We start from the raw sequence: 26,848 nt of genomic DNA on the forward strand, positions 1-26,848 counted from the left end.
GAAAAGCCTTATTATGCAAATGAGTTTTATTTCTACGTTCTTACCTTACTACGATGTATTCTTTTAACTTTTCAAAGGTTTTTTCTCCGATTCCAGAAACATTTTTAAGATCCTCAATTGTTTTAAATGAGCCATTTTCCTCACGAAAAGCAATAATAGCTTGAGCTTTTGATGCCCCGATTCCAGGTAAAGTTGTTAACTCTGTAACATCCGCACTGTTTAAATTCACCTTAACACTTGTTGCATCAGTGGATTTAGCTGGAGAACTAATTACTTGTCCATTTGCGTGATCTTGGTCAATCTCTTCCCCAATTTTCGGAATATAGATAAGCATCTCATCTTGGAGCTTTTGAGCATGATTCACAGCTGTCGATTGAGCTTCCTCGGTATATCCACCAGCCATTTCAATAGCATCAATAATTCGTTCATCTGTTGTTAAGACGTAAACACCTGGTGATTTTACTGCACCTTTTACATCAACCATAATTGTTTCGACTATCGGTTCCGGAGTTTGGACATCTGAAGTTACACTATCTACAATTTCTTCATCTTGCGTTTGTGGAATCGTTGTAATTGGATAGGTTTCTGCTTCTTTCGAAGAGTCTTGTTGAAGGAAAACATAAAGGAGAATTAAACAAACAATGCCGGGGAATAGCACCATTTTCCCATACTTTTTTATGACCTGCTGAAATATAAAAAACACCTCTCTAAAAGAAGGTAATTCATATGGAGTATATGTTTAATATACAGAATTTACCTTCTTTTGAAAAGTGTCTAAATTGTATTATTTTATGGCACGGAAAAAAATTCGCTCACTTTCTTCTGCTGGACTGTCTTCTGACCAATCTGCTGTAACTTCAACATGTGTAAAACCGATTTCTTTTAACCAATTTACGTACATGTCAACAGCAAATGTTCTTTGATAGTGCTCTTCATCAAATCGTTCGAAAAGACCACTCTCTTCTTTTAAAAAGAAAGTCATTTGGTGATAAATCGAGTGTTCGAATTCACCAGGCTCTGTATACCATAGGTAAGTAATCTCACCATCATCATAAGTAAAAGGACTTTCCATAAATATATGGTCCATTTTAAACAGAGAGTGCACATCAAAAAATAATTGACCGCCCTGACGTAAGGAACTATATATTCTTTTTAGAGTTTCAATCACCGCATCCTGGTTTACAACGTAATTAATAGAATCGATTGGAATGGTAACCACATCTAAATTGGAGAAACCTTCTAATTCGTCCATTGACATAGTAAACAAAGGGATTGTTGCACCCTGTGTTTGTAATCGCTCATAGGCAACGGCTAACATATCTTCTGATAAGTCAATTCCACTTACCTCATAGCCCTCTTGATGAAAGAAAAGAGAAAGAGTACCAGTACCACAACCAATATCCAACAATCTAGGGTACTGTTCATTTGGAGCATTTGTTTTCACCCAGTTTACATATTGGTCATATGGAATATCCTGCATTAATTGATCGTACACAATTGCAAATCTTTCATAGCTTGAATTCATCATTCTACTGTTGGTAAATCAAGCTGAGGAGCATCTCCCCAAAGACGTTCTAAGTTATAAAATGCACGTTCATCTTTATGGAAGATGTGTACGACTACATCTCCAAGGTCAACTAAAATCCAGCGTGCAGAGTCAAACCCCTCAATCCGTTTAACTTCATAGCCGTTTTCTTGTGCCTTTTCTTGAACTTCTCTTGCAATTGCTTGAGCTTGACGATCGGAATTACCGTTACAAATTAGAAAATAATCTGCTAGTAAAGAGATATTCTCCATATTTAATACAACGATATCTTCTGCTCTTTTATCATCCAATGCTTTATAAACAATTTCTAGTAAGGTTTGCGTCATTCTTCACTTTTCCTCTCTGTTTAACGCCTAAGCGTTTTTTGAAATAACATCATTAAAACATTCAATCGATACAGGATAAATTTGTTGTTCTGTTTGAACTAAATATCCAATTGAATGGCTAATACATGCTTTCATTGCAAGATCCAAATCCTGATCTGCTACTTTTCGTAGTTTTTCAACCCCGTCAAATTTCCGATTTGGTTCAATCATATCTGCTATATAAATAATTTTCTCTAATTTTGTCATTCCCGCTCTACCGGTTGTATGAAAACGAATAGCATTTAAAATTTCTTCGTTTGTTATATTAAATTCAGTTTCTGCGATCCAAGCACCTACCGGACCATGTAAAATTTCAGAACCCCAATGAACAAGTCTCATGTCAAGGCCGTTTTCTTTTACAATTTGACACATCCACTCTTCATCAGCATACTTTGCAATATCATGTAGGATTGCTGCAGTTTCAGCAGACTCAGTTTCTTCACCATACTTCCTTGCCAATCGAAGTGCCGTTTCCATTACACCAATAGTATGAATATATCTTTTTTCAGGCATACGTGGTTTTATTGCGGCTAAATACTTATCGCGTTCCATATAGACCTTCCTTTCGAATATAACTTTCCACACCGACGGGCAACAAAAACTCTAAAGTGCTCCCTGTTTTCAGCCTACTTCTGATTAGAGTTGAAGATAAATCAATTTCAGGAGCTTCCACCATTTTCACATCATATGTAGTAGCCGAGTTAGTTCCAGGTCTTTTAAGTCCAACGAACTGAACCAATTTGATTAATTCGTCTATCTTATACCATGAATGAAGGGAATCAATCATATCGCCTCCGATGATAAAATAAAATTGTACGCCCGGTTCACGCTTTAATAGTTCAACTATCGTATTATACGTGTAAGATACCCCACCAAGCGCTAATTCGATCGATTCAATTGTGAAGTGCTCATATGGTTGGGTAGCGATTTCTACCATACGGAGACGATTTTCCATGGATGCATCATCGACCAATTGTTTATGTGGAGCAATTGCATTTGGCATAAACCGGACTTCATCAAGGGAAAGCGCATCAAATGCTTCATTTGCCATTATTAAATGTCCGATATGAGGAGGATTAAACGTCCCACCTAAAATGCCAACTTTTTTCATTGCCAACACACCTTATTTCTTGTCTACTTTTGGTAAAACGATCTTTTTGTTATTTCTTGATTCTTTATATAAAACAACTGTTAAGCCAATTAGTTGTACAAGTTCTGCACCTGTTCCTTTTGCAAGAGCGCTTGCAACTACGTCTTTATCTTCTTCACAATTGTCTAAAATCCGTACTTTAATTAACTCGCGAGCTTCTAGTACATCACGTAATTGACTTATCATTTGGTCATTTACGCCACCCTTACCTACCTGAAAAATTGGTGTTAAATGATGTGCTTCAGCACGTAAAAATCTTTTTTGTTTGCCAGTAAGCATAAACCTTAATTTCCTCCTAAATTAACTGATTTAATTCCGCAGTTAATCTTTTTATCATATTATTTGTGTTTGGATACTGTCCTAACCAATAGTTAAAAGAAATTGCTCCTTGGTGGACGAACATTCCTAGACCATTTACTATTTGTGCATTTTTCTTTTGTGCCTCTAATAAAAATGGTGTCATTAAAGGATTATACACAATATCGGCAGCAATTGCTCCTTCTTGTAACTTATCAAGAGCTAGAGGCAATTTAAAATCACTATTAGCAAGTCCTGCAGATGTGGATTGGATAATAATACCGAATTTGTCCAGGGACTGTTCAGCCTCGTCGATAGAAAGTGCCTGTCCCTCACCTAACTCACGTATAATTTCCTCCGCCTTTTCAACAGTACGATTCGTTATTGCAAGATTGTGATATCCGTACTCTTGTAATGCAAATGCAATACCGCGAGCAGCACCACCTGCACCTATCAACAATATATCTTGCTCTTTTTTATGTTTTCCAATTGCTTCTTCAAGAGAGTGAACAAAGCCTGCACCATCTGTGTTATAGCCCTTTAGTCGTCCATCTGGCAGACTTACGACTGTATTGACAGCCCCCATTTTTTCAGCAAGGGAATCGAGTTCATCTAAAAAAGGCATGATGGTTTGTTTATGTGGAATCGTGACGTTCCATCCACTTGCCCCTAATGTTCTTAGCGATGCAACAGCACTTTCCAAACTTTCATTTGTTACATGCAATGGAATATATGCTGCATCAATATTCAATTCTTCAAACCAAGCACTATGCATATTAGGGGATTTTGAATGGGCTATCGGATCCCCAATTACAGCAAACCATTTTTTCATCTCAAAAACCTCTTCTTCCTAAACTTAACTCTAACAGATTAAATTAAAGACGGGCGAATAAATACCTCTACCCCTTTTGGAGCATGAGCTGCTACGACAACATTGGGATGCTGAACAGTAATCCAGCCTAAACCTGAAATTACTACGTCTGTTTTACCCTCTTTAATGGCAAATTCATGGCGTACTAGTTCCGGAAGAAGATGTATATGCTCTTTTGTTGGTGGTGCCAGAAGTTCCCCTTTGTGTTCTGCATACAAGGTATCCGCTTTTTCAAGCTTCGTACGGTGAATCGGCAAGTCATTTGCAGCATAAATTGTAAAAGCAGAACGTTCACCCTTTATGAAATCGAAACGAGCAAGAGCGCCAATAAATAAAGTTTGTCCTTCATTTTGCTGATATACCTTAGGCTTAATTTCTTTTTTAGGCGTAATATATTTTAACTCACTTGAATCAATATGATGGGCCATCTGATGATGATTAATAATTCCTGGTGTATCATAAATAGCAGCACCATCATCAAGAGGGATTTCAATCATGTCCAAAGTTGTACCTGGGAAGTGCGAAGTTGTAATAACATTTCCTTCACCAGTTGCCTGTTTAATAATTCGGTTGATAAAAGTAGATTTCCCTACATTAGTACACCCTACAACAAAAACATCCTTGCCTTCACGGTGTATTTCAATGGCATCTACTACTTCTCCCATACCCAATCCCTTATGGGCACTAACAAGTATCACATCGATTGGTTGTAAACCTAAACTACGAGCTTCTCGTTTAATCCAGTTAATCACCTTTTTCGGCTTCACTGACTTCGGTAATAAATCCGCTTTATTGGCAACTAATAGAACCGGATTTTTTCCAACAAAACGGTGAAGACCAGGTAACCAGCTTCCATTAAAATCGAAAATATCAACAATTTTAACGATCAAACCCTGTTGCTCTCCAAGACCATTCAATATACGCAAAAAGTCATCATCCGTTAAACTTACCGGTTGTATTTCATTATAATTTTTCAAACGAAAACATCTTTGACAGATGACGGTCTCTTTTTCTAATGAGGATGACGGTGCAAATCCTAGTTCATTTGGGTTTTCTATTTGTATAGTTGCTCCACAGCCAATACAGCTCGGCATTTCACTCATTGCTGTTCCTCCCAAGTCTTTATTCCTTTTCGTTTTAACGATTTAAAGACACGTCGCTCTATAAAACGATTAAAAAGCGTAACAAAACCATCCGACTCTGCAACAGGTCGGACTAAAAATGTATATAATTTCAAACGGTTGGCCCCCATAATATCCGTTAATAATTGATCGCCAACCATTGCTACTTCATTACTTTTTAAGCGAATTTCTTTCATGGCCGCATAATAGGCTGCCCCTAAAGGTTTTTTTGCTCGAAAAATAAACGGAATTCCGAGTGGTTCTGCAAATCGCTTTACGCGTTCTTGGTTATTGTTAGATGCTATGATGACACGAATCCCTGCATCTTCCATTAGCTTCATCCAAGCAGCAATTTCTTCTGTTGCATCTGGTCTGTCCCATTCAATTAGGGTATTATCTAAATCTGTAATAACCCCTTTAATCCCTAAGGAAGCTAATTTTTCTGGTGTAATTTCAAATACAGTAGTTACAAACTCTCTCGGCAATAAAAAATTATACAAAGCCTTGACTCCTTCAAAATGTTATATGATACCTTTTTAATTCTTTTGGAGGATGGTTCCTCTGTTAGTAAAGATTCTCATTATACAATTATAACATAATTGCTATAGGTTCTCCCATCTTCACATTATGCCCTTTTTTAATATTTTCAGTAAAGGTAATAAAGTCTTTCTCGAATAACATGACAACCGTAGAACCAAAGCCAAAAAACCCTATCTCTTCACCCTTTTTCCAAGATGTCGACATATTTGTTAGTGTAATGGAGTTGACGAACATCGCCCCAACTTTAACAAGAGTCACATGATTATTCTTTTGTAGCTGTATTTCGCTGACCATTCGATAGTTTTTACTAATAGGCTTTTTACCGTAAGTTAAACCTAACTGATTCACCGGGTATGATTTGTTTCCAAGAAAATATTGACGAATCACCGTCCCATCAATCGGACTATGAATACGATGATAATTAGCGGGACTTAAATAAAATACAACAAACTGGCCATTTTTATATTTGTCTATTACCTGCTCGTTCCCTAACAAATCCATTAGTGTATACGGCTTTCCTTTGACTGTGAACACAGCATCTTCATTTATACGGCCAAAAGATTCAACTTTTGCATCTACAGGACTAACAAACAAATCCTTAGCCTGATTCACAGGCCTTGCTTCTTCTTTTAACTGCCTTGTGAAGAAATCTTGTAAACTTGTAAAACTGTTCAAATTACGTGAAACCTCGGATACATCTATTCCGTATACTTTACTATAACGTTCTATGAGGTTTTTACTGAATGGAGATGTCACAAGTTTTTTAAGCATGAAGGAACTGTATTTTCCATTCGTAAGTTCAATAAGTGATTGATATATTTTTTCTTTCATAAATACCCCCTACAAGTCTGAATTTTTAGTGGATTCAAGGTTTTTTTATTGACTTACAATTTATACTGTTTCGAAGTATAATATATAAATATATTTAGCGCAAAGGAGTGTTTCCCCATGTTTATCATCCATATGGTGGATTCCACGATTAAAAAGATTAAATCGCACGCTGCTAATCTAATTACACTTTGTAATTTGTCTTTCGGTGGTGCCTCGATTATGGCAACAATAAATGAAGCATATAGTTACAGTGTTTTATTTATTTTTATTGCTGCTTTCCTAGATCGATATGATGGCAAGGTAGCAAGAAAATTTAACCAAGAGTCGGAGCTTGGTAAGCAATTAGACTCTATGGGTGATATTATATCATTTGGTGTAGCTCCTGCTCTATTAATGTACGAATGTATTCTTCATGAGTTCGGAATGATTGGAATAATCTTCACAATTCTTTACATGGCCTGTGGCGCATTCCGATTAGCTCGTTTTAATGTCTCAGAAGCTACCGGCTATTTTATCGGGTTACCAATTACCGCAGCAGGTACCTTTTTAACTTTTTCATATTTCCTTATTCCAGTAGTCGGACAACAATTTTATTTATTCCTATTTCCGTTGCTATCCATCTTGATGGTATGTACATTAACATTAAAAAAGGTCTAAACCTCTCGATGCATCATTTTGATTGCATCGTTTTTTTATGCAACAGAAAGAAGGAGCAACAAAATATTAATTCCTTGTTTAGCCAAGTTTTCTAATTTTATTTGTCCCTAGTTTTCATTTTCTCGGGAAGTTTATCATATAATGTCGAAAAAAGCAGAAAGGATGACGTGATTGAGCGGAATTTTTGCATCACTAATGCAGCTTTGGTTAGACATTCCGTCATTACTTGGGTATTTAAAGGGGCAGGCTTTTCATCGACCTTTTACCAAAGAAGAAGAAGCAAAAGCAATTGAACGCTTTATGGCCGGCGATGAACAAGCACGTCTCGACTTGATTGAAAGAAATATGAGGCTTGTTGCACATGTCGTCAAGAAATTCCATCCACAGCACGAGCAGCTAGACGATTATATATCAATTGGTACGATCGGGTTGATGAAAGCGGTTAGTAGCTATACACCTGATAAAAAAACTCGTTTAGCCACTTATGCTGCCCGCTGTATTGAAAACGAAATTTTAATGCATTTACGCGCACAAAAAAAGGTACAAAAAGATGTCTCATTATTTGAACCGATTGGAGTGGATAAAGAAGGACAATCTTTACAAATTCGAGATTTACTGCAGCTAGAAGAACAACCAGCCATAGATAAAATCGAGCAAAAGGAAAGCTTTGAGCAGCTGTACGCCTATTTAAATACATTAGATCCAAGAGAATTAGAGATTATTGTGTACCGGTATGGACTAAACGATAATGATCCATTAACTCAAAAGGAAATAGCAAAAAAACTGAAAATATCAAGAAGCTATGTATCACGTATAGAAAAGCGTGCACTTGTGAAGCTATATCAACAATTTAAGCACAATCAAGCCGAGAAAGAAAATCGAAAAGCAGATATCGAATCATCTCATCTTAGTAATTAAAAAGAGCTCATTAAGGTTTCAAAAACCTTAATGAGCTTTCTTCTTAATGATACGTATTTTCTTTTGCTCCAGAATAAATAAGAATTCCTAAAATTGCTGTGATAGCTACAGATCCTGCCATTAGCATTAACATAGCGTTACCCCCCTATTACATTCATATTTCTATATTACTTTGATTTTTACACTTCATCAAGTTAGTTTGTGAACAATAGGTGACGATTATAACTTTTCAATTGTCTTAAGGACAATTTCAGTCGAATGCTTTGCAGCCACTGGTAAAAACTCTTCAAAGCTTATGTTTGATTCCTTTCCAGCAATATCAGATAGAGCGCGAATCACAACAAAAGGTGTTTTAAATTGATAGCATACTTGTGCAACTGCTGCAGCTTCCATCTCAACCGCTTTCATCTTTGGGAAGTATTCTCTCACCTTTGCTACACGCTCAGGATCATTCATAAAGGAATCTCCCGAACATATTAACCCAACTCCAAATTGGTGCTCACCGATCTCTGAAACAGCTTCTTCTGCCAATTTCATTAAACGTTCATCTGATTTGAAAGCTGGTGGTAATTGAGGCACTTGACCCATTTCATAATTAAAGATAGTAACATCAACATCATGGTGACGTACTTCATCTGAAATTACGATAGCACCTACATCCAATGATGGATCGTATCCGCCTGCAGATCCCGTATTAATTACTACGTCCGGTTTAAATCCGTATAGTAAGGCTGTAGTAGACATTGCAGCATTTACTTTACCAATTCCACTTTTCAGTAAAATAACTTCTTTATCTTGATATTTTCCGGTTGTATATTCACTGTTTGCGATTGTAGTTACTTGTGTATCAGCAAGTGAATTTCTTAATAATTCTACTTCTTCTTCCATTGCTCCGATTACTGCAATTTTCATTTTTATGATTCCTCCAATTCTTGACACACATATATTAAAGAATATATGCTTTAACGTCAATAGATTGGCTATCGAGACCCAACAGCCTGATTTAGTTTTTCAACTTTTACAGGTTTCCAGCCTTCATTTTGCAACCATTCAATGTAAATACGATAATTTTCAGTTTTGTCCATGTTTGATACAACTGCTACTGAACTATCGGTACTTCCATTATTTTTAACCGACCAAAAGATAATATTTTCTTCCTCTAGCTGAACAGCTTGACGATACGTTTCTAATTTTTCCTCGTAATCAGGATGACCCTTTTCGTAAGCTGAAACATGCTCACCCACTTGTTTGGTTGGCGTTACTTTCCATTGTGGGTTCACAATTACTTCTTCAACCGTTGGATCATTTGATGCTTGAACAATAATCTCTGTATCCGTTATCTCTTCCGAATTTGCATCATCTTGTGATTCCGACTGACCGTGTTCAATTTCCTCTGCTGAAGCTACATTTTTTTCTGAATCGCTATCTGTATTTTTAGTATCTTCTGACTCCGCATTTTTGTTTGCATTTTGTTTTTCAACTACTTCTTTTGCCTGTTCTTTATCATCATCATTAAAGATTGTCATGACATTTAAAATAATTAAAATTGAAACAATGGCAATTAAAATATTTAAGATTTTGTCTACTTTGTTTTTTTTACTTCTTTGCTCACTTCGTTTGTGTTCAGTGCGTGTTAAAGATTCTTGTCCTTTAGACATAATTGAATCCTCCTTTACTTCATTACTTTTATTGTATCAAGATTCCAGTTGAATACCATTAATAACTCTATTTTTAATAATCTTGTTAAAAAATTAAAGTAAATGAAAAAGTCGACAAAATCTTTATATGATTTTGCCGACTTTGATATTCAACTATTATATAAATTTAACTTAAAACAATTAAACAACTTTGTTTCCTTATAAAAGGAATTTATATTCCTACTCGAAAGGCTATGTATTAAGCCAAATGTTAAGGATACTAGAAATAAAAATTAATTAGCTGTTTTAATTGCGACAATACGTACTTCCATATCTCCACCTGGAGTTATTAATTTTACGATATCATCCACTTTACGACCTAATAGTGCTCTTGCAATTGGAGAATCATTCGAAATACGTCCCTCAAATGGATCCGCTTCTGCAGAACCTACAATAGTATATTCTTCTTCATCACCATCTGGAAGCTCGATGAATGACACTGTTTTACCTAAAGATACAACGTCACTCGCTCCAGATTCTTCTATGATTAATGCATTACGAAGCATTGATTCGATTGTTGTGATACGACCCTCAACAAATCCTTGTTCTTCTTTAGCTGAATCATATTCTGAATTCTCAGATAAATCACCAAAGCTGCGAGCAATTTTAATACGCTCTACTACTTCTTTACGCTTAACAGTTTTTAAATGCTCTAATTCTTCTTCTAATTTTTGTTTCCCAGCTATGGTCATTGGGTATTGTTTTTCATTTGCCAAAATAGCTCACTCCTTAAATCATCACGAAATTTTACTTGAAACAATACTATACACACCTTAATAAGGAAAATGCAATCGTTTTCTATTATAAGATGTAATAATAAAACCCGGTTAGTAGTTAAGCATATGAGGTTTGGGGAATGATTAGAAGTCCCTATACCCACTTAACTAATAACCGAATTTGACTTGTAAAAGTAATATTTTTTTATACTAATTAATTCCAATACTCACTCATCATATTACACAATTGTTGTAGTTTCAAGAATTGTTTTAATTTTTGTTACCATTAAATCAATTGCAACTTCATTTTCTCCGCCTTCTGGAATAATAACATCTGCATATCGTTTTGTTGGTTCAATGAATAAGTTATGCATTGGGCGAACAGCTGTCAGATATTGATCAATAACAGAATCGATTGTTCTACCTCGTTCCTTAATATCTCGCTCAATACGACGAATTATACGTAAATCTGAATCTGTATCGACAAATAATTTAATATCCATCAAATCTCGTAATCGTTTATCTTCTAAAACAAGGATTCCTTCTAAGATAATTACATCTTTTGGATCCACATGTATTACCTCATCTGCACGTGTATGATTTACGTAGTCATAGACAGGTTTATCGATAGCTTGTCTTTGTAATAAGCTATTAACATGCTCCAATAATAAATCGTTATCAAAGGCTAGTGGGTGATCATAGTTTGTTTTCAAACGTTCTTCAAAAGTTAAATGACTTTGGTTTTTATAATAGTAATCTTGTTCAATTACAACAACGGAGTGCTCACGAAAGACATCATAGATGGCATGAGTCACGCTCGTTTTCCCGGAACATGAACCGCCTGCAATCCCTATTACTAAAGGGCGCTTTTTCGACATTTAATTATTCTCCTTTCGCATCATGTTGTAGCTGAACAACGGACGCTCACACTTAAATTTAACAATTTGTAACGGATGGTTTGCAACTTCTAGTTCGTTCCCTTTTTCATCCCAAATTTGCCCTACCTCAAATTTGAAGGATTCAATATCAGGACCAAAGAACTCAACTGTATCGCCAGGCTTAAAGTAATTACGTTGCTGCAATGTAACCATCTGAGTATTTTGATCATAATCGAGGACTAGTCCCGCAAAATCCCATTTCATTTTAGAGGCATGAATACCGAACATTTGCTGTTCATATCCAGGCTCCCCTTCAAAGAAACTGGAGGCAGTTGCACGGTTTGCACAACGATCCAATTCTTCCAGCCACTCTTTTTTTATTTTAAAATTCTCTGGGTCTGCGCAATAGGCATCAATTACTTTACGATAAACAGAAATTACTGTTGCAACATAGTGAATTGATTTCATGCGACCTTCAACTTTCAATGAGTCAATTCCAAGCTCAATCATATGCGGAATCGATTCGATCAGTTTCAAGTCTTTTGGGCTCATGGCAAAAGGTGCATCATCTTCGTTAAATAATGCTTTTTCTTCCCCATCAACCTCTTCATACAAATCATAATCCCAGCGACACGATTGACAGCAACCACCACGGTTTGAATCACGGGCTGTCATATGATTTGATAAAACACATCGTCCTGAATAGGCAATACACATTGCTCCATGAACGAAGGCTTCAATTTCAATATCTACTTCTTCTTTCATTTTGAGCATTTCTTCCGCACCAACTTCTCGAGCTAAAACGACACGATGAAGTCCTTCTTGCTTCCAATACTTCACAGCTTTCCAATTTGATAATGACTGCTGTGTGGATAAATGGATTTCCAATTTTGGGGCTACGCGTCGACATGTTTCAATAATTAAAGGGTCTGCAACTATTATGCCTTTTACACCAACACCTTCAATTGCTTGCAGATATTCTTCTAAACCGGCCATATTTTCATTATGTGCAAAAATATTAGTGGTTACATAAATGACAGCACCATAATTCTTAGCAAATTCGACACCTTCGCGCATCTCTTCAATGGAAAAATTACCTGCATTTGAACGTAAGCCAAATTCTTGACCACCAATAAATACAGCATCAGCACCATAATGAACAGCCACTTTTAACTTTTCTAAGCTTCCAGCAGGTGCTAGCAGCTCGGGTTTTTTCGTAATAACACGTTTTCCATTTACTGTTTCGCTAATTTTTTCATTTTCTATTAGTTGTAACAAGGCAATGTCGCTCCTTTCTAATATACTGTTTCCTTAAAGATAAATCCTGTATCTAACGGACGTAATGCTGGTTGAATTTCTTCGATTCTCACCAATAGCTCGTCCTTCATCTCTTCATATGCGTCTACGCCATTATCGAAATAAGCATCAATAGCTTGGCGATAACAATTTGTTACCGTATTAATGTATTCTTCCGTATGAAGTACACCATCAAATTTTAATGAATCAATCCCAGCTTCAAACAGCTCAGTTAATTCATCGATCAGACACATATCGTTAGGAGAAAAGATGTGTGTTCCATTTATATCTTCATAGATCGGGTATTTATTTTTACGTTCTTTGTCGTGCAAGAACATATTTTTATTTGATTTACGATTTTCAACTTCCATTACTTCCTCACGGTACAGGAAATAGTTCCCTAATAGTGAGCGTTTTGATTGGAACATACAAGTCATACCATGGATTTGAACTTCAATCTCTGGTGCAGCATTCTCTTTAATTTCTAATACTTCGTCCAGTGAGAGCTCACGGGCAAGAACTGCTCGCTTTGCTCCACGTTCGTTCCAGTAATTCGCTTGAAACCAATTTGTTGCAATTGTTTCGGGATTCCAGTGAAGCGGTATCGTGATTTCTAACTCACGAACTGCTACGACCACTGCCGGGTCACCAAAAATTAAAGCATCAACACCTATACGTTGCATTTCTTTTAAATAGCCCTCTAAAGCATCTAGACGATCATTATGGAATATTGCATTAACTGCTACAAATACTTTTTTCCCTGCCTCGTGAATTAGCTTCGTTGCCTCTTCCACTTCACTCACAGAAAACTCTCCTGCCAGACGTAAACCAAATTGTTGTTCACCAATTACAAAAGCATCTGCTCCTGCGTCGACCAATGTCTTAATATGGTCTACTGACTTTGGTGTCACTAATAATTCAGGTTTTTTCATTATTTGTCACCTCTTCAAACAAATTAACAAGCCATCGCCAACTGGGAAAAATGTACTATCATAATCCGGATGTGACATGATCCAGTCAGCAAATGTCTTTAAATTACGAATCATTGTTCTTTTACGCCTTGGAACTTCCTTGATATCCAAATCTGATAAACCATGCATGTACATATTATCGATATATAAAATACCACCTGGAGGAACTAATGGTGAGTATTTTTCAAAAAAACGCATATATTGGCCTTTGGCAGCATCAATAAAAACAGCATCAAAAGTAGATTGAATACTTTCCACATCCACTTCTAACGCATCACCTTCGATCACTGTAATTCGGTTAGCTACTTCTGAACGTGCAATAAATTGCTTTGCAAGATTTACTCGTTGCGAATCCCTCTCAACGGTTACAATCGTACAATTAGGTAAAGCATTGGCCATACGAAGTGCAGAATAACCAATCGCTGTTCCTATTTCTAATATACTAGATGGATTCTGAATACGTAGCAGCTGATTTAACACATCGATTGCAGACAATTGCATGATTGGAACATGATGCTCTTCTGCATACGCTTCCATCTCCATCAATAACTCATTACGTGGCTGAATAAAGGATTCTATATAAGTATTAGAAATTTCCATTATGTGAACCCCTTTTAATTGAAGAAATATATTTTTATACATTAGAACTAGAGTAGATCATCATCTAAAATCTACTTCGGTACTCAAAAAAATCACAACCTATAATATCATGAAAAGAGAAGGAAAGCGAATAAATCTTTATCATTCACGCGTTGAAAAGCTATGATTGTAAACTTTTCGTGAATTAATAAATATACTCGTTTCCTTCTGCATTTTGAACCTTTATTGATTTAAATATTGGTTGATATTTTGCAAATGTTCATCATATGTTTTCGCAAAATGATTATTTCCTTCTGTGTCAGCTAAGAAATATAAGTAATCCGTGTCTGTAGGATTTAATGCCGCTTCGATAGAAACCTTTCCGGCATTTGCTATCGGTCCTGGTGGCAATCCTTGAATAACATAGGTGTTATAAGGATTATCTACCTCTAAATCTTCATATAATACACGGTCTTTATGAGCGCCTAAAGCATATAAAACAGTTGGATCGGTTTGTAATGGCATCTCAATCTCTAATCGATTGTAGAAAACACTGGCAATCGTTTCACGGTCTGTCTGTGCAGTAGCTTCTTCCTCGAGTAAGGAAGCAAAAGTTAAAAGTTGATGAGGTGTCATCTGTTTCTCTTCAAGCAGACTAGCATATTGCATGACCACGTCATTCGTTAATGAAAGCATCGTTTCAACTATTTCCTGTAATGACGGATTTTCCTCATAGAAAGAATACGTTGAAGGGAATAAATAACCTTCTAATGTATAACGAATACTGCCGTTTAAAACTTCCTCTGAGACTAAATCTGGATAAGTAGCCATCATATTTTGAATAAATTCCGTACTTGTAACTAATTGCATAAACTCATCAGCAGTGTATTTCGTATTTTTTTCAACAGTTTTTGAAATCTGTTCCAAAGTTAATCCCTCGGGTATTGTAACCGTAAATACTGGCTCACGATACACCTTTCCAGTTTTTAAGCTTTCGATAATTTCATCAAGTGTCATAGACTGAGTCATTATGTAATCGCCAGCTTGGAAATTCGATTCATTTTTAAATTTTGTATAGTATTTAAAAATACGTGCATTTTTAATAATGCCACTCTCTTCTAGGATCGAGGAAATTGTTGAAATTCCAGAACCCATAGGAATTTCTACTGGTATTTCAGTCGATGCCTCTGGATTTACCGGTTCAAGCGCAGACTTCACATAAAAATAACCACTCACGCCAACAATCCCAACAACTAATAAAATAACCAACGTTACAATAGCTACAATGCGACGTACAACTCGTCCCTCTTTTTTTCGGATCTTCATCTTTTCAATCATCTCTTGTTTTTTAGATTCATTATTATCCACCAACGTACCCCCTTACATCTCCCTAATATGATACAAGAAAATACAAATGGTGACAACAAAACCCGCCACATCCGGGTTATGTGGCGGGTTTTGTCTGCGCCGAAAGCTTGCGACAGGCGCAATATCATAACTTAATATAACCTCCTATGCAGGAGCAACTTTTTTAAGCGCCACATCCGGGTTATGTGGCGGGTTTTGTCTGCGCCGAAAGCTTGCGACAGGCGCAATATCATAACTTAGAATAACCTTCTATGCAGGAACAACTTTAAGCGCCATATCCGGGTTATGTGGCGGGTTTTGTCTGCGCCGAAAGCTTGCGACAGGCGCAATATCATAACTTAATATAACCTCCTATGCAGGAGCAACTTTTTTAAGCGCCACATCCGGGTTATGTGACAGGTTTTGTCTGCGCCGAAAGCTTGCGACAGGCGCAATATCATAACTTAGAATATCCTCCTATGCAGGAATAACTTTTATAAGCGCCACATCCGGGTTATGTGACAGGTTTTGTCTGCGCCGAAAGCTTGCGACAGGCGCAGTAACTTTGTCCCTCAACTAGCGCAGCTCAGGAACGCCTTGGTTTCCTTTGGGAAATTAAATCAACCAAACTAATTTAAATACAGGATCAAAAAATTAACCCAAAAAGTGTTTATTTAACACCTTTTGGGTCATTTTCTATATGAATCAGGCAATTATTTTTTGTTTAACGACTCAAGTTCTTGTTCTACTTTGTCCCATTCTTCATCAGTTTCGATCTGCAGTAAGTCTTGTACTTCGCCTTTTTCACCAGCAATATATGCAGCTGCGAAAATTTCGCCAATTTCCTCTTGATCTGCAAAAGTATAAAGGATATAGGACTTATTGAATTCATCTAATTCAAATCGATGAACTACCTCACATACAACCTCTTCACCATTCTCATCCGAAATAGTAAAGAAGTCTTCTTCACCGTCTCCGAATTCAGCAATAAGTGTATTAAGAACCTCATCGACCATCTCCCACTCTTCTTCAGTCTCTAAAGAGGTGAAATCTGTCATTTCACCATTCTCATCAAGCTCAAATCGAAGAGCAGATACTTCCTCACTGTCATTTCCATTTTCATCAACCATTGAATATAACACATAAGAATGTTCATCACTATCAAATGTAATAATAGCTCTACATGGTTGCTCCGTACCATCCTCTAATTGAATTTTAAAAAATTGTTCATCCATAATAGGCACCTCCATAAAAATTGACTATTACAAAATTAATGTAATTCGCTCTAATTAGTATAAAAAAGGTAGGCATATTAACGCCTACCTTTCCATTTAGTTATTATTCTTCTTCGTCATCCAATTGATCTTCTAATTGATTTAAAACCTCTTCGATTAAATCCCATTCTGCTTCAGTTTCGATTGGTTCTAATTCACCGTCTTCACCATTTTCAGATGGAGTGAATGCAGAAGCGAAAATTTCAATTTGACCTTCATCGTCTTCTTCAGCACCTACCAAAGAATATAGAACGTATGATTTACCAAACTCTTCAGAATCGAAAGTATGGATTACTTCGCATAATTGTTCGTTTCCATTTTCGTCAACAATCGTAATGTGACGGTGTTCATGATCGTGTTCGTGTTCTTGTACCATTATTGGTCACCTCTTCATAAATTTTCAACTTTGCTTAATCTTTTGTGGCAAAGTTCGATTGCCTGTTGCAAATACAATGCAGTGACTATCTTACCTGTTATATGCTTCCAGGGCAAGTTATAGCCCTTGTGATGGTGACACCAAAATGTCACCTATACCATCATGGAGAACTTTATGACTTATCCGTTAAGCCTTTAAATAAGTTCGATCAGCCGAAAACTTGCAAGGCTTTAGCATTAACATTCACTGTAAGATAATGTTAGTTCTTACTATCTAAGTATCCTTGCAGGATCATTACAGCCGCCATTTTATCAATCACTTGTTTGCGTTTTTTTCGGCTGACATCAGCTTCAATAAGCATTCGCTCTGCGGCCATTGTTGTTAAACGTTCGTCCCAAAGCTTGACAGGTAATTGGAAGGTTTCTTCTAATAATTTTTTATAATTATTAGAAGCTTCACCACGAGGACCCACTGTATTATTCATGTTTTTAGGAAAGCCTACAACAAATTCGGTAACAGCATATTCCTTAACAAGCTCTTTTATACGTTCAATTCCAAAATCGCCTGTTTCCTCATTGATTTTTACAGTCTCAATTCCTTGTGCTGTCCAGCCAAGTGCATCACTAATCGCAACGCCGACTGTTTTTGAACCTACGTCTAAACCCATAATTCTCATATTTACTATTATGCCTCGTTATTCTTAATATAAAATTTTACAAGCTCTTCAAGAATTTCATCACGTTCTAGCTTACGAATTAGATTTCTTGCATCCTGATGGCGAGGGATGTATGCCGGATCACCAGATAAAAGATATCCTACGATTTGATTTGTAGGATTATACCCCTTCTCCTCTAGTGAAGAGTACACCTTCAGCATCACTTGCTTTACTTCTTGTTCCATTGATTCTTCTGGGAAACTAAATTTCATTGTTTTATCAAACGAACTCAAGACCAGCACCTCGCTTTCAGAAATTAGGGAATGTAAAAACGTACTACATCCCCATTTTCTTTATTATAACTTATTATTGGCTTCAATCAAATATTGGAATGGCATTCGAACCATTTTTTACATAAAATTTTTTAATATGGAAATTTTACTCTTCCAGTGATTATTTGAAATTAAAATGATTTAACGTAATCATACACAGAAACTAATGCTTCTTCAAGTTTTGAAGCATCCTTTGCTCCAGCCATCGCCATGTCAGGACGACCGCCACCTTTACCTCCACATGCTTCTGCAACAGTTTTCACGATATTACCAGCGTGATAGTTTCCTCCAACTAGCTCCTTCGATACACCGGCACATAACATTACTTTGTCTCCATCAACCGCACCAAGTACAATGACCGCTTTTTCTAATTTACCTTTTAAGTCATCCATCATTTGACGTAATTGATTGTTATCTTTTGCTTCTACTTTTGTCGACAATACCGTAACATCGCCAATTTTTTGAGCTGCATCCAAAACTGCACTCGCTTGTGAATTAGCGATTTTTTGGGATAATGCATCGTTTTCACGTTGTTGCTCTTTTAATTCCTGTTGAAGATTTTCAACACGTGCAACTAAATCTTTCGGATTAGCTTTTAATAGGTGAGCCGACTCTTCTAGAATACGTTGTTCTTCTTTCACAGCCTCATATGCAGCTTTTCCAGTAACTGCTTCGATACGACGAGTACCTGCTCCTATTCCAGCTTCAGAAACAATTTTGAACAAACCAATTTCTGATGAACGTTTTACATGAATACCGCCACATAGCTCAACAGAGTAATCACTTAGTTGAACTACACGTACAAGATCGCCATATTTTTCGCCAAATAGTGCCATAGCCCCCATTGCTTTTGCTTCTGCAATTGGCATTTCTTCAATGACTACTTCAATATCATCCCAAATTTTTTCATTTACAATACGTTCGATTTTTTCAATTTCTTCTTTTGTAGCTGGTCCAAAGTGAGAGAAGTCAAAACGTAAACGGTCTGGACCAACATATGAACCTGCTTGGTTGACATGGTCACCTAGCACATCTTTTAATGCACTTTGCATAATATGTGTAGCTGTATGATTTTTCACAACTAGGTTACGTTCAACACGGTCTACAGTTGCTACTACACTGTCATTTAACTGCATTTCACCAGATTCAACTAGAACTGTATGAAGTGACTGACCATTCGGAGCTTTTTGTACATCTTTTACAAATGCCTTGAATGTATCATTCTCAATTGTTCCATGGTCTGCAACCTGACCACCCATTTCAGCGTAGAATGGCGTTTCAGCCAAAATTACCAGAACTTCATCACCTTCTGAAGCAACTTCAGCGATTTGGCCATTTGCCACCATAGCAACGATTTTTGTTTCAGTTAGTAAAGTATCATAACCAACAAAATTTGACTCTTGCTTAAGGTTCGCTAAAACTTCAGACTGAACTTGCATTGAATCGACATCGGCACGAGCTGCTCGAGCACGTTCACGTTGTTCTTCCATTGCTGCTTCAAAGCCTTCGTGGTCAACTGTCATACCAGCTTCCTGTGCATATTCCTCTGTTAATTCTACTGGGAATCCATAAGTATCATATAAACGGAATGCGTCGCGACCAGGTATTATATTTAATCCCTGTGCCTTCTCCTTTTTAATAACTTCTGAAAGGATTGCTAATCCACCATCAAGTGTTTCATGGAAACGATTTTCTTCGTTTTTGATGACACGTTGAATAAATTCTGTTTTTTCTTTTACCTCTGGGTAGAAATCCTGCATGATTTCACCAACAGTTGGTACTAGTTCAAACATAAACGGCTTCTCAATACCAATTTGTTTAGCATAGCGTACTGCACGGCGCAATAAACGACGCAATACATAACCGCGTCCTTCATTTGATGGAAGAGCACCATCACCAATTGCAAAAGCCACGGTACGAATATGGTCAGCAATTACTTTAAATGGTGTATTAATATCTTCTTCACTACCAAAAATTTCTTTTAAATCAATTTCACCTGGACGTTTGTACGTACGGTTTGCGAATTGTTCAATTTTCTCGATAATCGGCATAAATAAATCTGTGTCAAAGTTTGTAGGTACATTTTGCACAACTGAAGCCATACGTTCAAGCCCCATACCAGTATCAATATTTTGCTTAGGAAGTGGTGTGTAAGTACCATCCGGATTATGATTGAATTGTGAGAATACTAAATTCCAAATTTCAAGATAACGTTCGTTTTCTCCACCAGGATATAATTCTGGATCATTTTCATCGTTCCCATACTCAGGACCACGATCATAGAAAATTTCGGAGTTTGGACCAGACGGACCTTCACCGATATCCCAGAAGTTCCCCTCAATACGAATTAGGCGCTCTGTCGGAATACCGATTTCATTTTTCCAAATATCATATGCTTCTTGGTCCTCTGGATGAATCGTAATAGATAAAAGTTCTGGGTTGAATCCCATCCATTTTGGATCTGTCAAGAATTCCCAAGCAAAGTGAATAGCTTCTTTCTTAAAGTAATCACCAATTGAAAAGTTCCCTAGCATTTCAAAAAAGGTATGGTGACGCGCTGTTTTCCCTACGTTTTCGATATCGTTTGTACGAATTGATTTTTGCGCATTTGTAATACGAGGATTATCAGGAATAACACGGCCGTCAAAATATTTCTTTAACGTTGCCACTCCTGAATTGATCCAAAGTAATGAAGCGTCATTAATGGGCACTAATGGTGCAGATGGTTCTTGAGCATGTCCTTTTTCAATAAAAAAGTCTAAATATTTGCGACGAATATCTGTTGCTTTCATCTTAAAATACCTCCAAAATTTTAGTGATTTTTTTTACATGATGGTGTTAATTTAATCATATAGGATAGTTTCCACCAGGTTGGTATAGATAACCAATTGGTTTTATGAAAATATACGCCTAATTTCAAAGTTTTGCGCCAAAAATGCTAACCAAATCCGCCAATCCTATGTTTGAATAAAATAAAAAGCCTTCATCCCTGGAAAGGGACGAAGACTGTAAGTTCGCGGTACCACCCTAATTTATAAGTCGGTTAAAGTTCACCAAACTTATATCTCAAGCACTGTAACGTAAGTGAACGGCAGGGATTGGCTGCACTCAGGAGTAGCTTTTCCATTTATGGTTTACGTAAGATTCTTTCAGCCTGAGGAATCTCTTTCTGTCCGAAACACAAAAACGTACTTTTTCCATCATAGTTTTAAAATTATTCTATATTACTGATTAAGAAGAATTGGTATACGAAAATTCTCTAAAGGATAAATTCGTATTTTCTAATAAATTATATGAAATGGATTAGATTGTGTCAATTATAACTATTTTACTTGCCATTCTAAATATAGCGATACATATTCCAAAAACCGATGTCCTCAAATCCAAGACGTTTATAAATTTTTCCAGCCTCCGGATTATCATAAAATAAACAAAGCTCTTTGCCTTCAGCTAAAAGGTCTTTGCATAGGTTAATCATACAAACTGTTGCAAGTCCCTGGCGTTTAAATTCTTCCTTCGTTGCGACAGCAATAATCATTGCCGAAGCACTATTTTCAGCTGTAGTAGAAGCCGTTGTTGCCATTTCACCATCGACTCGAATAAAGTATGTCCGCCCTGTATTATTTTCAATCATCCTTTTCTTGGATTCCACAGTAATATTACTTGTCTTGAATTCTGGAACTCCCTTTAGCAACTCAACATTTTCTTCAAGTTCATTTAGGGTTAACTTTTCAACCCGACTTAGCTCTTCCTGTGTCTTTGATTCTAATAATCTCTGACATTTAGCATAGTAAAAGGAGTTATCACTTCTTTTCTTCTTTGGAATAAGAGGCTCAAGTTTTTCTACCACTTCTTTAAGCCCCGAGAGTTCTCGCATATTTGGATCACTATTAATAATTTGGGCAAAGCCTTCAATATCATAAGGACCTTGTGCATAGGGAATATAGTTACTTTCATATCTTAACAGAACCGCAACGAGCTCTCCTTCTTCATTAAATTGACCCCAAAGTGTTTGAAACTCATTATTGAATCCGAATGCTTCTACATCTCCAATAATGAATAGATTTTCTGCAGGTTTCTTACAGACAAACTCCATAAGCTGTAGTCTATTCTCTTCTGTAAGTTTCTTGATCATCTTAATCCCCTCCTTAAACGATAAAATTATAAAGAAATTACCATAAATTTCAATTTATTTCAATAGCGGAAAAATGGATTTCCCCTTCTGAAAAGACCTCTAGATTCATATATTGATTGTTAAGTGGACGAACCTTGTTTAGAAAAGACGGGAGAGAATATGTGATGGAAATATTGTCCGGAGAATTTTTAACTGCGTTAGTCACAATTATTTTGATTGATTTAGTACTTGCTGGGGATAATGCCTTATTGATTGGTCTTGTTGCAAAAAACTTACCTAAAAGCCAACAAAAGAAAGTGATATTTTGGGGAACCTTCTGTGCTATTTTTGTTCGTATTTTACTAACATTAGTTGCTGTCAAACTCCTTCAATATGATGGTCTCTTATTAGTGGGTGGCATCTTACTTTTATACATTTCATATAAACTTTTACTAACAGAAGAAGACATGGATGTGAAGCCAAGTAAAAAGAATTTTTGGGGAGCTATAGGCACGATATTACTGGCAGACGTATTAATGGGAGTCGATAATATTATTGCGGTAGCTGGTGCTGCACAAGGAAGCATCTTACTTGTAATTATTGGACTAATCGTTTCAATTCCTATTGTGGTTTGGGGTAGTGCGTTTGTAACTAAATTAATGGAGAAATTCCCGATTATTATTGTTTTCGGCTCCGCTCTTTTAACATGGACTGCTGCGAAGATGATTGTAAAAGACAGTTATGTTTCACCTTTTTTCACAACTCAAGAAGCTATTTATACATTTGAAATAATTGTCGTTGGTGTTGTAATGATTATTGGTTTATCGGTAAAATACTTGTTAAAATGCAGAGAAGTCGTCACAAATTAGTGACGACTTTCTTACGCTGATATGTATGTTTAAGTTTTTTAAGGAAATCCCCATAAGAAAAAACACCAACTCATCCTATACTGGTCGAGTTGGTTTTTCTAATATTGATAGATCTTTTTGGTAAATAAAATGATGAAAATGGCAGGCACAGTAAAAACAATCATCCCTAAAAAGGCTAGACCAGGTGTTATCTCATATAAGAACCCTCCAAATAGGGTTAATACTGCGGCACTTAAGCTCATTGCTAACGCTGAATACATTCCTTGTGCGTTAGATAATTGTTGCTTAGGTAAATTCCTTGTTATGTACTGTACAAATGCATAGTGGGCCATTGCAAATGCAAGGGCATGCAAGACTTGCGATAAACTAAACACCCATACATTAGGAAATAAGTAAATCATTACCCACCTTAAAGTTGAGCCTGTTGCTGCAAGAAGAAATAATGAAGAGGTTTTCCACTTTGAAAATAGATGATCCACCTTCAAGAAGAATAAAATCTCAAAAATTACTGCTACATTTAAAATAATTCCAATATAAAAGGTATTCACCTCTAGGTATCGCTGTAAATAGATATAGCTGTAATTATAGTAGGATGCAAGGGACCCCTGCAGCAAAATGGCGAGTACCATCACAACTGGAAATCCCTTGATTTTCCATAGACTCCTCATGGAATATTTTTGATGACGGTCTTCTACTGTCGGCTTTACACTTAACACTTCCGGCGCAGGCATGGCTTGTAATACTAACATAATGACTAAATAACCGATCATACACCATAAAATTGCATTCTCGCCAATATAACCAATTATAATGCTAAGTATGAAGACAGAAATAACAAAGCTGATTGATCCAAAGGAGCGACTTTTCCCATAATGGACTTTTCCTTGTTGCACCAGTGTAGATGCACTACTCTCGATTGCGGGTAATAATGATGGGTAAAATAAACTAAAGATCATCGTAACAATAAATAATGCAACGAAATTGTTAAAAGGAATATATAAAATTGTGGCAATTAGTGCACTGATCACTAAAAATTGTGTTAATTTTTTAGCGCTTAAATATTTTGAAGCAAATGGGAAAACAAACATGGTGGACAATGCACGAGCTACCAAACCAAAGCCCATTATGAGACTCACTTGGGATACTGATAACCCTTTTGCTTCACTTAACCAGCCAGACCAATACTGTAAATACACGCCCCATGTAAAGAAGAAGATAAAGAAATTTTGGGACAACCAACGCTGATCATTCATAAGTGTCATTCAACCTCCAATATAGTTGAATCATAGCATATTTAATTAAAAAATTATTAAAAATGTAAAAAGTCACTAAAAGCTATTACTTTTAGCGACTTCTTACTATCTCGTTCTATCTAATTTCAAAAACCTATTAGACTATTAAGAATATCTACTGATTACTTGCTTTAATTGTTCACCGAACGTATTTAAATCGTGTTGCGTGATTGACATCCTCACATGGGTCTCGTCTGCATCTAATGCTTCAGCTAAGAACCCTCCGAATCCTCTTGCTTTTCTGTCTACTTGTATTAGTATTTCTACTTGGTTTTGTGATTGTGAAAGGAAGACGATTTCCAGTTCATCTAGTCGCCCCCTAAAAGCACCACTCGTCGGTACAAATTCAAACTCCTGAATAAATGGATAGTTTCCACGATATTTATAGGAAGCTTGTTCGCATTCTACTTTTCTTAAGTTAAATCCTAACTGCTGTACTTCATCTAAAACTCTTGAGGCAATCTCCGATGGTTGAATATCAATGTAATCCTTATCCCCAGAATCGACACCACTTCTAATATCTAATTCTGTAGCAACCCACACTTTGGTTTTTCCTAACGTGATTGGAACATCTAACGGAATAATGAATGAAAATGGGATTATCTTTGTTTCGTTGGCATTAATAATAAATGGATCACTAACTTTATACTTTTGAATCGGTGCGTTAGCAGTATACTTATTATCATCTACTTCTTTAATGTAAGTAGTATATAAAGTTAAATAGATAGCGTTAATTTGCTGTTCTACATTACCACCATAGATTTCAACTTCACCTTTAATTTGATCACCGGCATTATAAGCGGTTTTTTCTATTTTCGTATCAACCTTTGCAGAGCCAATCCCAATACTTGCTGCCATTTTTTTGAAAAACGCCATTTTAAGCACTCCTATCAATATTAATTAGTATCTATTCTAATTACGCTTGAAGGTCGTAAAAGTTTCATGCTTAAGGATACATTTCTCGCAAAAATTTAATCGATTGCATGATTAATTCCTTTAATACCTCCTCATCAACGTCAGCGAATTTATTAATATATACACAAGCTTTTCCGGTAGTATGCTTTCCGAACCGTTCTAATATTTCTTGTCTCTGACTATCACCCGTAGCAAAATATAAGCTAATTTTAGCTTTTCTTGGCGAGAACCCTACAAGTGGTGCATCCCCTTCATGACCAGACTCATATTTATAATGGTATGAACCGAACCCAATAATACTTGGTCCCCACATTTTCGCCTCAAAACCAGAAGTTTCTTCAAAAATTTTCAATAGTTTATAAGCATCTTCTCTTTTTTTCGGACTTTCTACAGCTTCTATAAATTCTATAACACTTTGATCTGTTTCTTTTGTTTTTTGTTCGTATTTGGTCATAGCACTCTAACACTCCTCTTTTCTTTTTTCTTCAATTTTTCGTGTAGATCTTGATAAATTCGGCATTTAGTTCTGTTTTTCCTTTCACAAAAAAAGAGAACCTACAATATAAGTTCTCCACACATTAATATTGATATTTTACCTTTAGCGTTGCTTCAACTGTTATCAACCCTTGTTCTATAGGGGTATCAAAAGAGCTTTGCACCCCTGCGACTGCAACTGATTTCAATAATATCGGCCCGCCAGAAGTCTCTTCTGTAATTTCAATTGGAACAGGCATGTAAGAAAGCTTTAGTGCAGAGGCGATAGCATTCGCTTTCTCTTGGGCATTTTTAAGAGCTAATTGTAATGCCTTTTGATAATACACTGATTCGTTTTCCAGTTTAAATTCCAGCCGAGAAATGCGGTTTGCACCATTTTTTATTGCTGTATCTATGATAATTCCAATCTTATTTAAATCATGGACCTCGACATTAATCGCGTTCGTTACCTCATAACCTCTAAATACTTGCCTTCCATCAATATAATCATAGCCAGGAAATACATTAAAAAAAGCAGTTTGTATGTTATTTCTATCTATACTCATTGCCAATAGCGATTGAATTAATTGATTCATTTTCAGCGAATTTTCTCTTTGTGCTTCGCTTAAATCTTTTGATTGAGTAACAACTTCAATTTGTATTGTTGCGTAATCCGGTTTCACTTCAAACTTACTACTGCCTTCCACAGTAATAATACGTGCTTGATGAGAATGGTGTTGATGAACATTTATATAATCCACGGATTT

General features: G+C 36.3%; 31 protein-coding genes. 3 read left to right on the forward strand and 28 right to left on the reverse strand.

Annotation, left to right across the window (positions count from 1 at the left end; genetic code table 11):
- Window positions 1-40: 40 nt before the first annotated feature.
- The 10 genes from C1N55_RS12530 to C1N55_RS12575 form a co-directional block, all read right to left on the reverse strand.
- A complete protein-coding gene (locus tag C1N55_RS12530) occupies window positions 41-661 on the reverse strand; it encodes a helix-hairpin-helix domain-containing protein (protein ID WP_137729143.1) in 621 nt (206 codons plus the stop codon).
- 123 nt (window positions 662-784) lie between these two features.
- Window positions 785-1,525 (reverse strand): class I SAM-dependent DNA methyltransferase, encoded by a 741-nt coding sequence (locus C1N55_RS12535; RefSeq protein WP_137729144.1) that lies wholly within the window; start codon window positions 1,523-1,525, stop codon window positions 785-787.
- Entirely contained in the window at window positions 1,525-1,872 is a 348-nt protein-coding gene (rsfS, locus tag C1N55_RS12540; protein WP_137729145.1) for a ribosome silencing factor, read from the reverse strand. The genes C1N55_RS12535 and rsfS overlap by 1 nt, the downstream gene beginning before the upstream one ends.
- Window positions 1,873-1,899: 27 nt before the next feature.
- A complete protein-coding gene (yqeK, locus tag C1N55_RS12545) occupies window positions 1,900-2,463 on the reverse strand; it encodes a bis(5'-nucleosyl)-tetraphosphatase (symmetrical) YqeK (RefSeq protein ID WP_137729146.1) in 564 nt (187 codons plus the stop codon).
- Window positions 2,450-3,022, reverse strand: coding sequence for a nicotinate-nucleotide adenylyltransferase (locus C1N55_RS12550; RefSeq protein WP_137729147.1), 573 nt, complete (start codon window positions 3,020-3,022; stop codon window positions 2,450-2,452). The genes yqeK and C1N55_RS12550 overlap by 14 nt, the downstream gene beginning before the upstream one ends.
- Window positions 3,023-3,034: 12 nt before the next feature.
- The gene (gene yhbY, locus C1N55_RS12555; protein WP_137729148.1) at window positions 3,035-3,340 is read right to left on the reverse strand and encodes a ribosome assembly RNA-binding protein YhbY; all 306 of its coding nucleotides are present in this window, start codon (window positions 3,338-3,340) and stop codon (window positions 3,035-3,037) included.
- 16 nt (window positions 3,341-3,356) lie between these two features.
- On the reverse strand, window positions 3,357-4,190 hold the full coding sequence (gene aroE, locus C1N55_RS12560) for a shikimate dehydrogenase (RefSeq protein WP_137729149.1): 834 nt from the start codon (window positions 4,188-4,190) through the stop codon (window positions 3,357-3,359).
- 38 nt (window positions 4,191-4,228) lie between these two features.
- Entirely contained in the window at window positions 4,229-5,332 is a 1,104-nt protein-coding gene (yqeH, locus tag C1N55_RS12565; protein ID WP_137729150.1) for a ribosome biogenesis GTPase YqeH, read from the reverse strand.
- Complete coding sequence (locus C1N55_RS12570) at window positions 5,329-5,850, reverse strand: YqeG family HAD IIIA-type phosphatase (RefSeq protein WP_137729151.1); 522 nt, start codon at window positions 5,848-5,850, stop codon at window positions 5,329-5,331. The genes yqeH and C1N55_RS12570 overlap by 4 nt, the downstream gene beginning before the upstream one ends.
- A gap of 88 nt (window positions 5,851-5,938) precedes the next feature.
- Window positions 5,939-6,721, reverse strand: a complete 783-nt coding sequence (locus tag C1N55_RS12575) for a phosphatidylserine decarboxylase (protein ID WP_137729152.1) — start codon at window positions 6,719-6,721, stop codon at window positions 5,939-5,941.
- A gap of 117 nt (window positions 6,722-6,838) precedes the next feature.
- Here C1N55_RS12575 and pssA point away from each other — a divergent pair, with 117 nt between their 5' ends.
- Together pssA and sigK are read left to right on the forward strand one after the other, a co-directional pair.
- A complete protein-coding gene (gene pssA, locus C1N55_RS12580) occupies window positions 6,839-7,378 on the forward strand; it encodes a CDP-diacylglycerol--serine O-phosphatidyltransferase (RefSeq protein WP_137729153.1) in 540 nt (179 codons plus the stop codon).
- A gap of 171 nt (window positions 7,379-7,549) precedes the next feature.
- Window positions 7,550-8,296: an RNA polymerase sporulation sigma factor SigK gene (gene sigK / locus C1N55_RS12585; RefSeq protein WP_137729154.1), complete on the forward strand. Its 747-nt coding sequence runs from the start codon at window positions 7,550-7,552 to the stop codon at window positions 8,294-8,296.
- Between the two features lie 219 nt (window positions 8,297-8,515).
- On the opposite strand, the gene mtnN is transcribed toward sigK, so the two are convergent.
- The 14 genes from mtnN to C1N55_RS12655 form a co-directional block, all read right to left on the reverse strand.
- Window positions 8,516-9,208 carry a 5'-methylthioadenosine/S-adenosylhomocysteine nucleosidase gene (gene mtnN, locus C1N55_RS12590; RefSeq protein WP_137729155.1) on the reverse strand — a complete coding sequence of 231 codons (693 nt, stop codon included), beginning with the start codon at window positions 9,206-9,208 and terminating at the stop codon, window positions 8,516-8,518.
- 68 nt (window positions 9,209-9,276) lie between these two features.
- On the reverse strand, window positions 9,277-9,954 hold the full coding sequence (locus C1N55_RS12595) for a YrrS family protein (RefSeq protein WP_137729156.1): 678 nt from the start codon (window positions 9,952-9,954) through the stop codon (window positions 9,277-9,279).
- A 272-nt stretch (window positions 9,955-10,226) separates the two neighbouring features.
- On the reverse strand, window positions 10,227-10,709 hold the full coding sequence (greA, locus tag C1N55_RS12600; RefSeq protein ID WP_137729157.1) for a transcription elongation factor GreA: 483 nt from the start codon (window positions 10,707-10,709) through the stop codon (window positions 10,227-10,229).
- A gap of 239 nt (window positions 10,710-10,948) precedes the next feature.
- A complete protein-coding gene (gene udk / locus C1N55_RS12605; RefSeq protein ID WP_107934555.1) occupies window positions 10,949-11,587 on the reverse strand; it encodes a uridine kinase in 639 nt (212 codons plus the stop codon).
- Entirely contained in the window at window positions 11,588-12,865 is a 1,278-nt protein-coding gene (locus C1N55_RS12610) for a peptidase U32 family protein (RefSeq protein WP_137729158.1), read from the reverse strand. It abuts the gene before it with no gap.
- 17 nt (window positions 12,866-12,882) lie between these two features.
- Window positions 12,883-13,815 (reverse strand): peptidase U32 family protein, encoded by a 933-nt coding sequence (locus C1N55_RS12615; protein ID WP_137729159.1) that lies wholly within the window; start codon window positions 13,813-13,815, stop codon window positions 12,883-12,885.
- Between the two features lie 6 nt (window positions 13,816-13,821).
- Window positions 13,822-14,454 carry an O-methyltransferase gene (locus C1N55_RS12620; protein ID WP_137729160.1) on the reverse strand — a complete coding sequence of 211 codons (633 nt, stop codon included), beginning with the start codon at window positions 14,452-14,454 and terminating at the stop codon, window positions 13,822-13,824.
- A gap of 222 nt (window positions 14,455-14,676) precedes the next feature.
- Window positions 14,677-15,771, reverse strand: a complete 1,095-nt coding sequence (gene mltG, locus C1N55_RS12625; RefSeq protein ID WP_205758549.1) for an endolytic transglycosylase MltG — start codon at window positions 15,769-15,771, stop codon at window positions 14,677-14,679.
- 722 nt (window positions 15,772-16,493) lie between these two features.
- A complete protein-coding gene (locus tag C1N55_RS12630) occupies window positions 16,494-17,015 on the reverse strand; it encodes a DUF1292 domain-containing protein (RefSeq protein ID WP_137729162.1) in 522 nt (173 codons plus the stop codon).
- A gap of 103 nt (window positions 17,016-17,118) precedes the next feature.
- The gene (locus C1N55_RS12635) at window positions 17,119-17,430 is read right to left on the reverse strand and encodes a DUF1292 domain-containing protein (RefSeq protein ID WP_137729163.1); all 312 of its coding nucleotides are present in this window, start codon (window positions 17,428-17,430) and stop codon (window positions 17,119-17,121) included.
- 259 nt (window positions 17,431-17,689) lie between these two features.
- Window positions 17,690-18,106 (reverse strand): Holliday junction resolvase RuvX, encoded by a 417-nt coding sequence (gene ruvX / locus C1N55_RS12640; protein WP_137729164.1) that lies wholly within the window; start codon window positions 18,104-18,106, stop codon window positions 17,690-17,692.
- Between the two features lie 8 nt (window positions 18,107-18,114).
- Entirely contained in the window at window positions 18,115-18,378 is a 264-nt protein-coding gene (locus C1N55_RS12645) for an IreB family regulatory phosphoprotein (protein WP_137729165.1), read from the reverse strand.
- Between the two features lie 170 nt (window positions 18,379-18,548).
- On the reverse strand, window positions 18,549-21,209 hold the full coding sequence (gene alaS, locus C1N55_RS12650; protein ID WP_137729166.1) for an alanine--tRNA ligase: 2,661 nt from the start codon (window positions 21,207-21,209) through the stop codon (window positions 18,549-18,551).
- A 548-nt stretch (window positions 21,210-21,757) separates the two neighbouring features.
- A complete protein-coding gene (locus C1N55_RS12655) occupies window positions 21,758-22,552 on the reverse strand; it encodes a GNAT family N-acetyltransferase (protein ID WP_137729167.1) in 795 nt (264 codons plus the stop codon).
- Window positions 22,553-22,716: 164 nt separating this feature from the next.
- On the opposite strand from C1N55_RS12655, the gene C1N55_RS12660 reads away from it, so the two are divergent.
- Window positions 22,717-23,400, forward strand: a complete 684-nt coding sequence (locus tag C1N55_RS12660) for a TerC family protein (protein ID WP_137730642.1) — start codon at window positions 22,717-22,719, stop codon at window positions 23,398-23,400.
- A 98-nt stretch (window positions 23,401-23,498) separates the two neighbouring features.
- Here C1N55_RS12660 and C1N55_RS12665 read toward each other — a convergent pair whose 3' ends face one another.
- From C1N55_RS12665 to C1N55_RS12680, 4 genes are all read right to left on the reverse strand, one after another.
- Window positions 23,499-24,662 (reverse strand): MFS transporter, encoded by a 1,164-nt coding sequence (locus C1N55_RS12665; RefSeq protein WP_370452525.1) that lies wholly within the window; start codon window positions 24,660-24,662, stop codon window positions 23,499-23,501.
- Window positions 24,663-24,797: 135 nt separating this feature from the next.
- Window positions 24,798-25,568, reverse strand: a complete 771-nt coding sequence (locus C1N55_RS12670) for a sporulation protein (protein ID WP_137729168.1) — start codon at window positions 25,566-25,568, stop codon at window positions 24,798-24,800.
- A 70-nt stretch (window positions 25,569-25,638) separates the two neighbouring features.
- A complete protein-coding gene (locus C1N55_RS12675; RefSeq protein ID WP_137729169.1) occupies window positions 25,639-26,061 on the reverse strand; it encodes a DUF1801 domain-containing protein in 423 nt (140 codons plus the stop codon).
- Window positions 26,062-26,185: 124 nt separating this feature from the next.
- The gene (locus C1N55_RS12680; RefSeq protein WP_168193852.1) at window positions 26,186-26,842 is read right to left on the reverse strand and encodes an SIMPL domain-containing protein; all 657 of its coding nucleotides are present in this window, start codon (window positions 26,840-26,842) and stop codon (window positions 26,186-26,188) included.
- Between the last annotated feature and the right edge of the window lie 6 nt (window positions 26,843-26,848).

Source organism: Lysinibacillus sp. SGAir0095, assembly GCF_005491425.1.
Taxonomy (GTDB): Bacteria; Bacillota; Bacilli; order Bacillales_A; family Planococcaceae; genus Ureibacillus.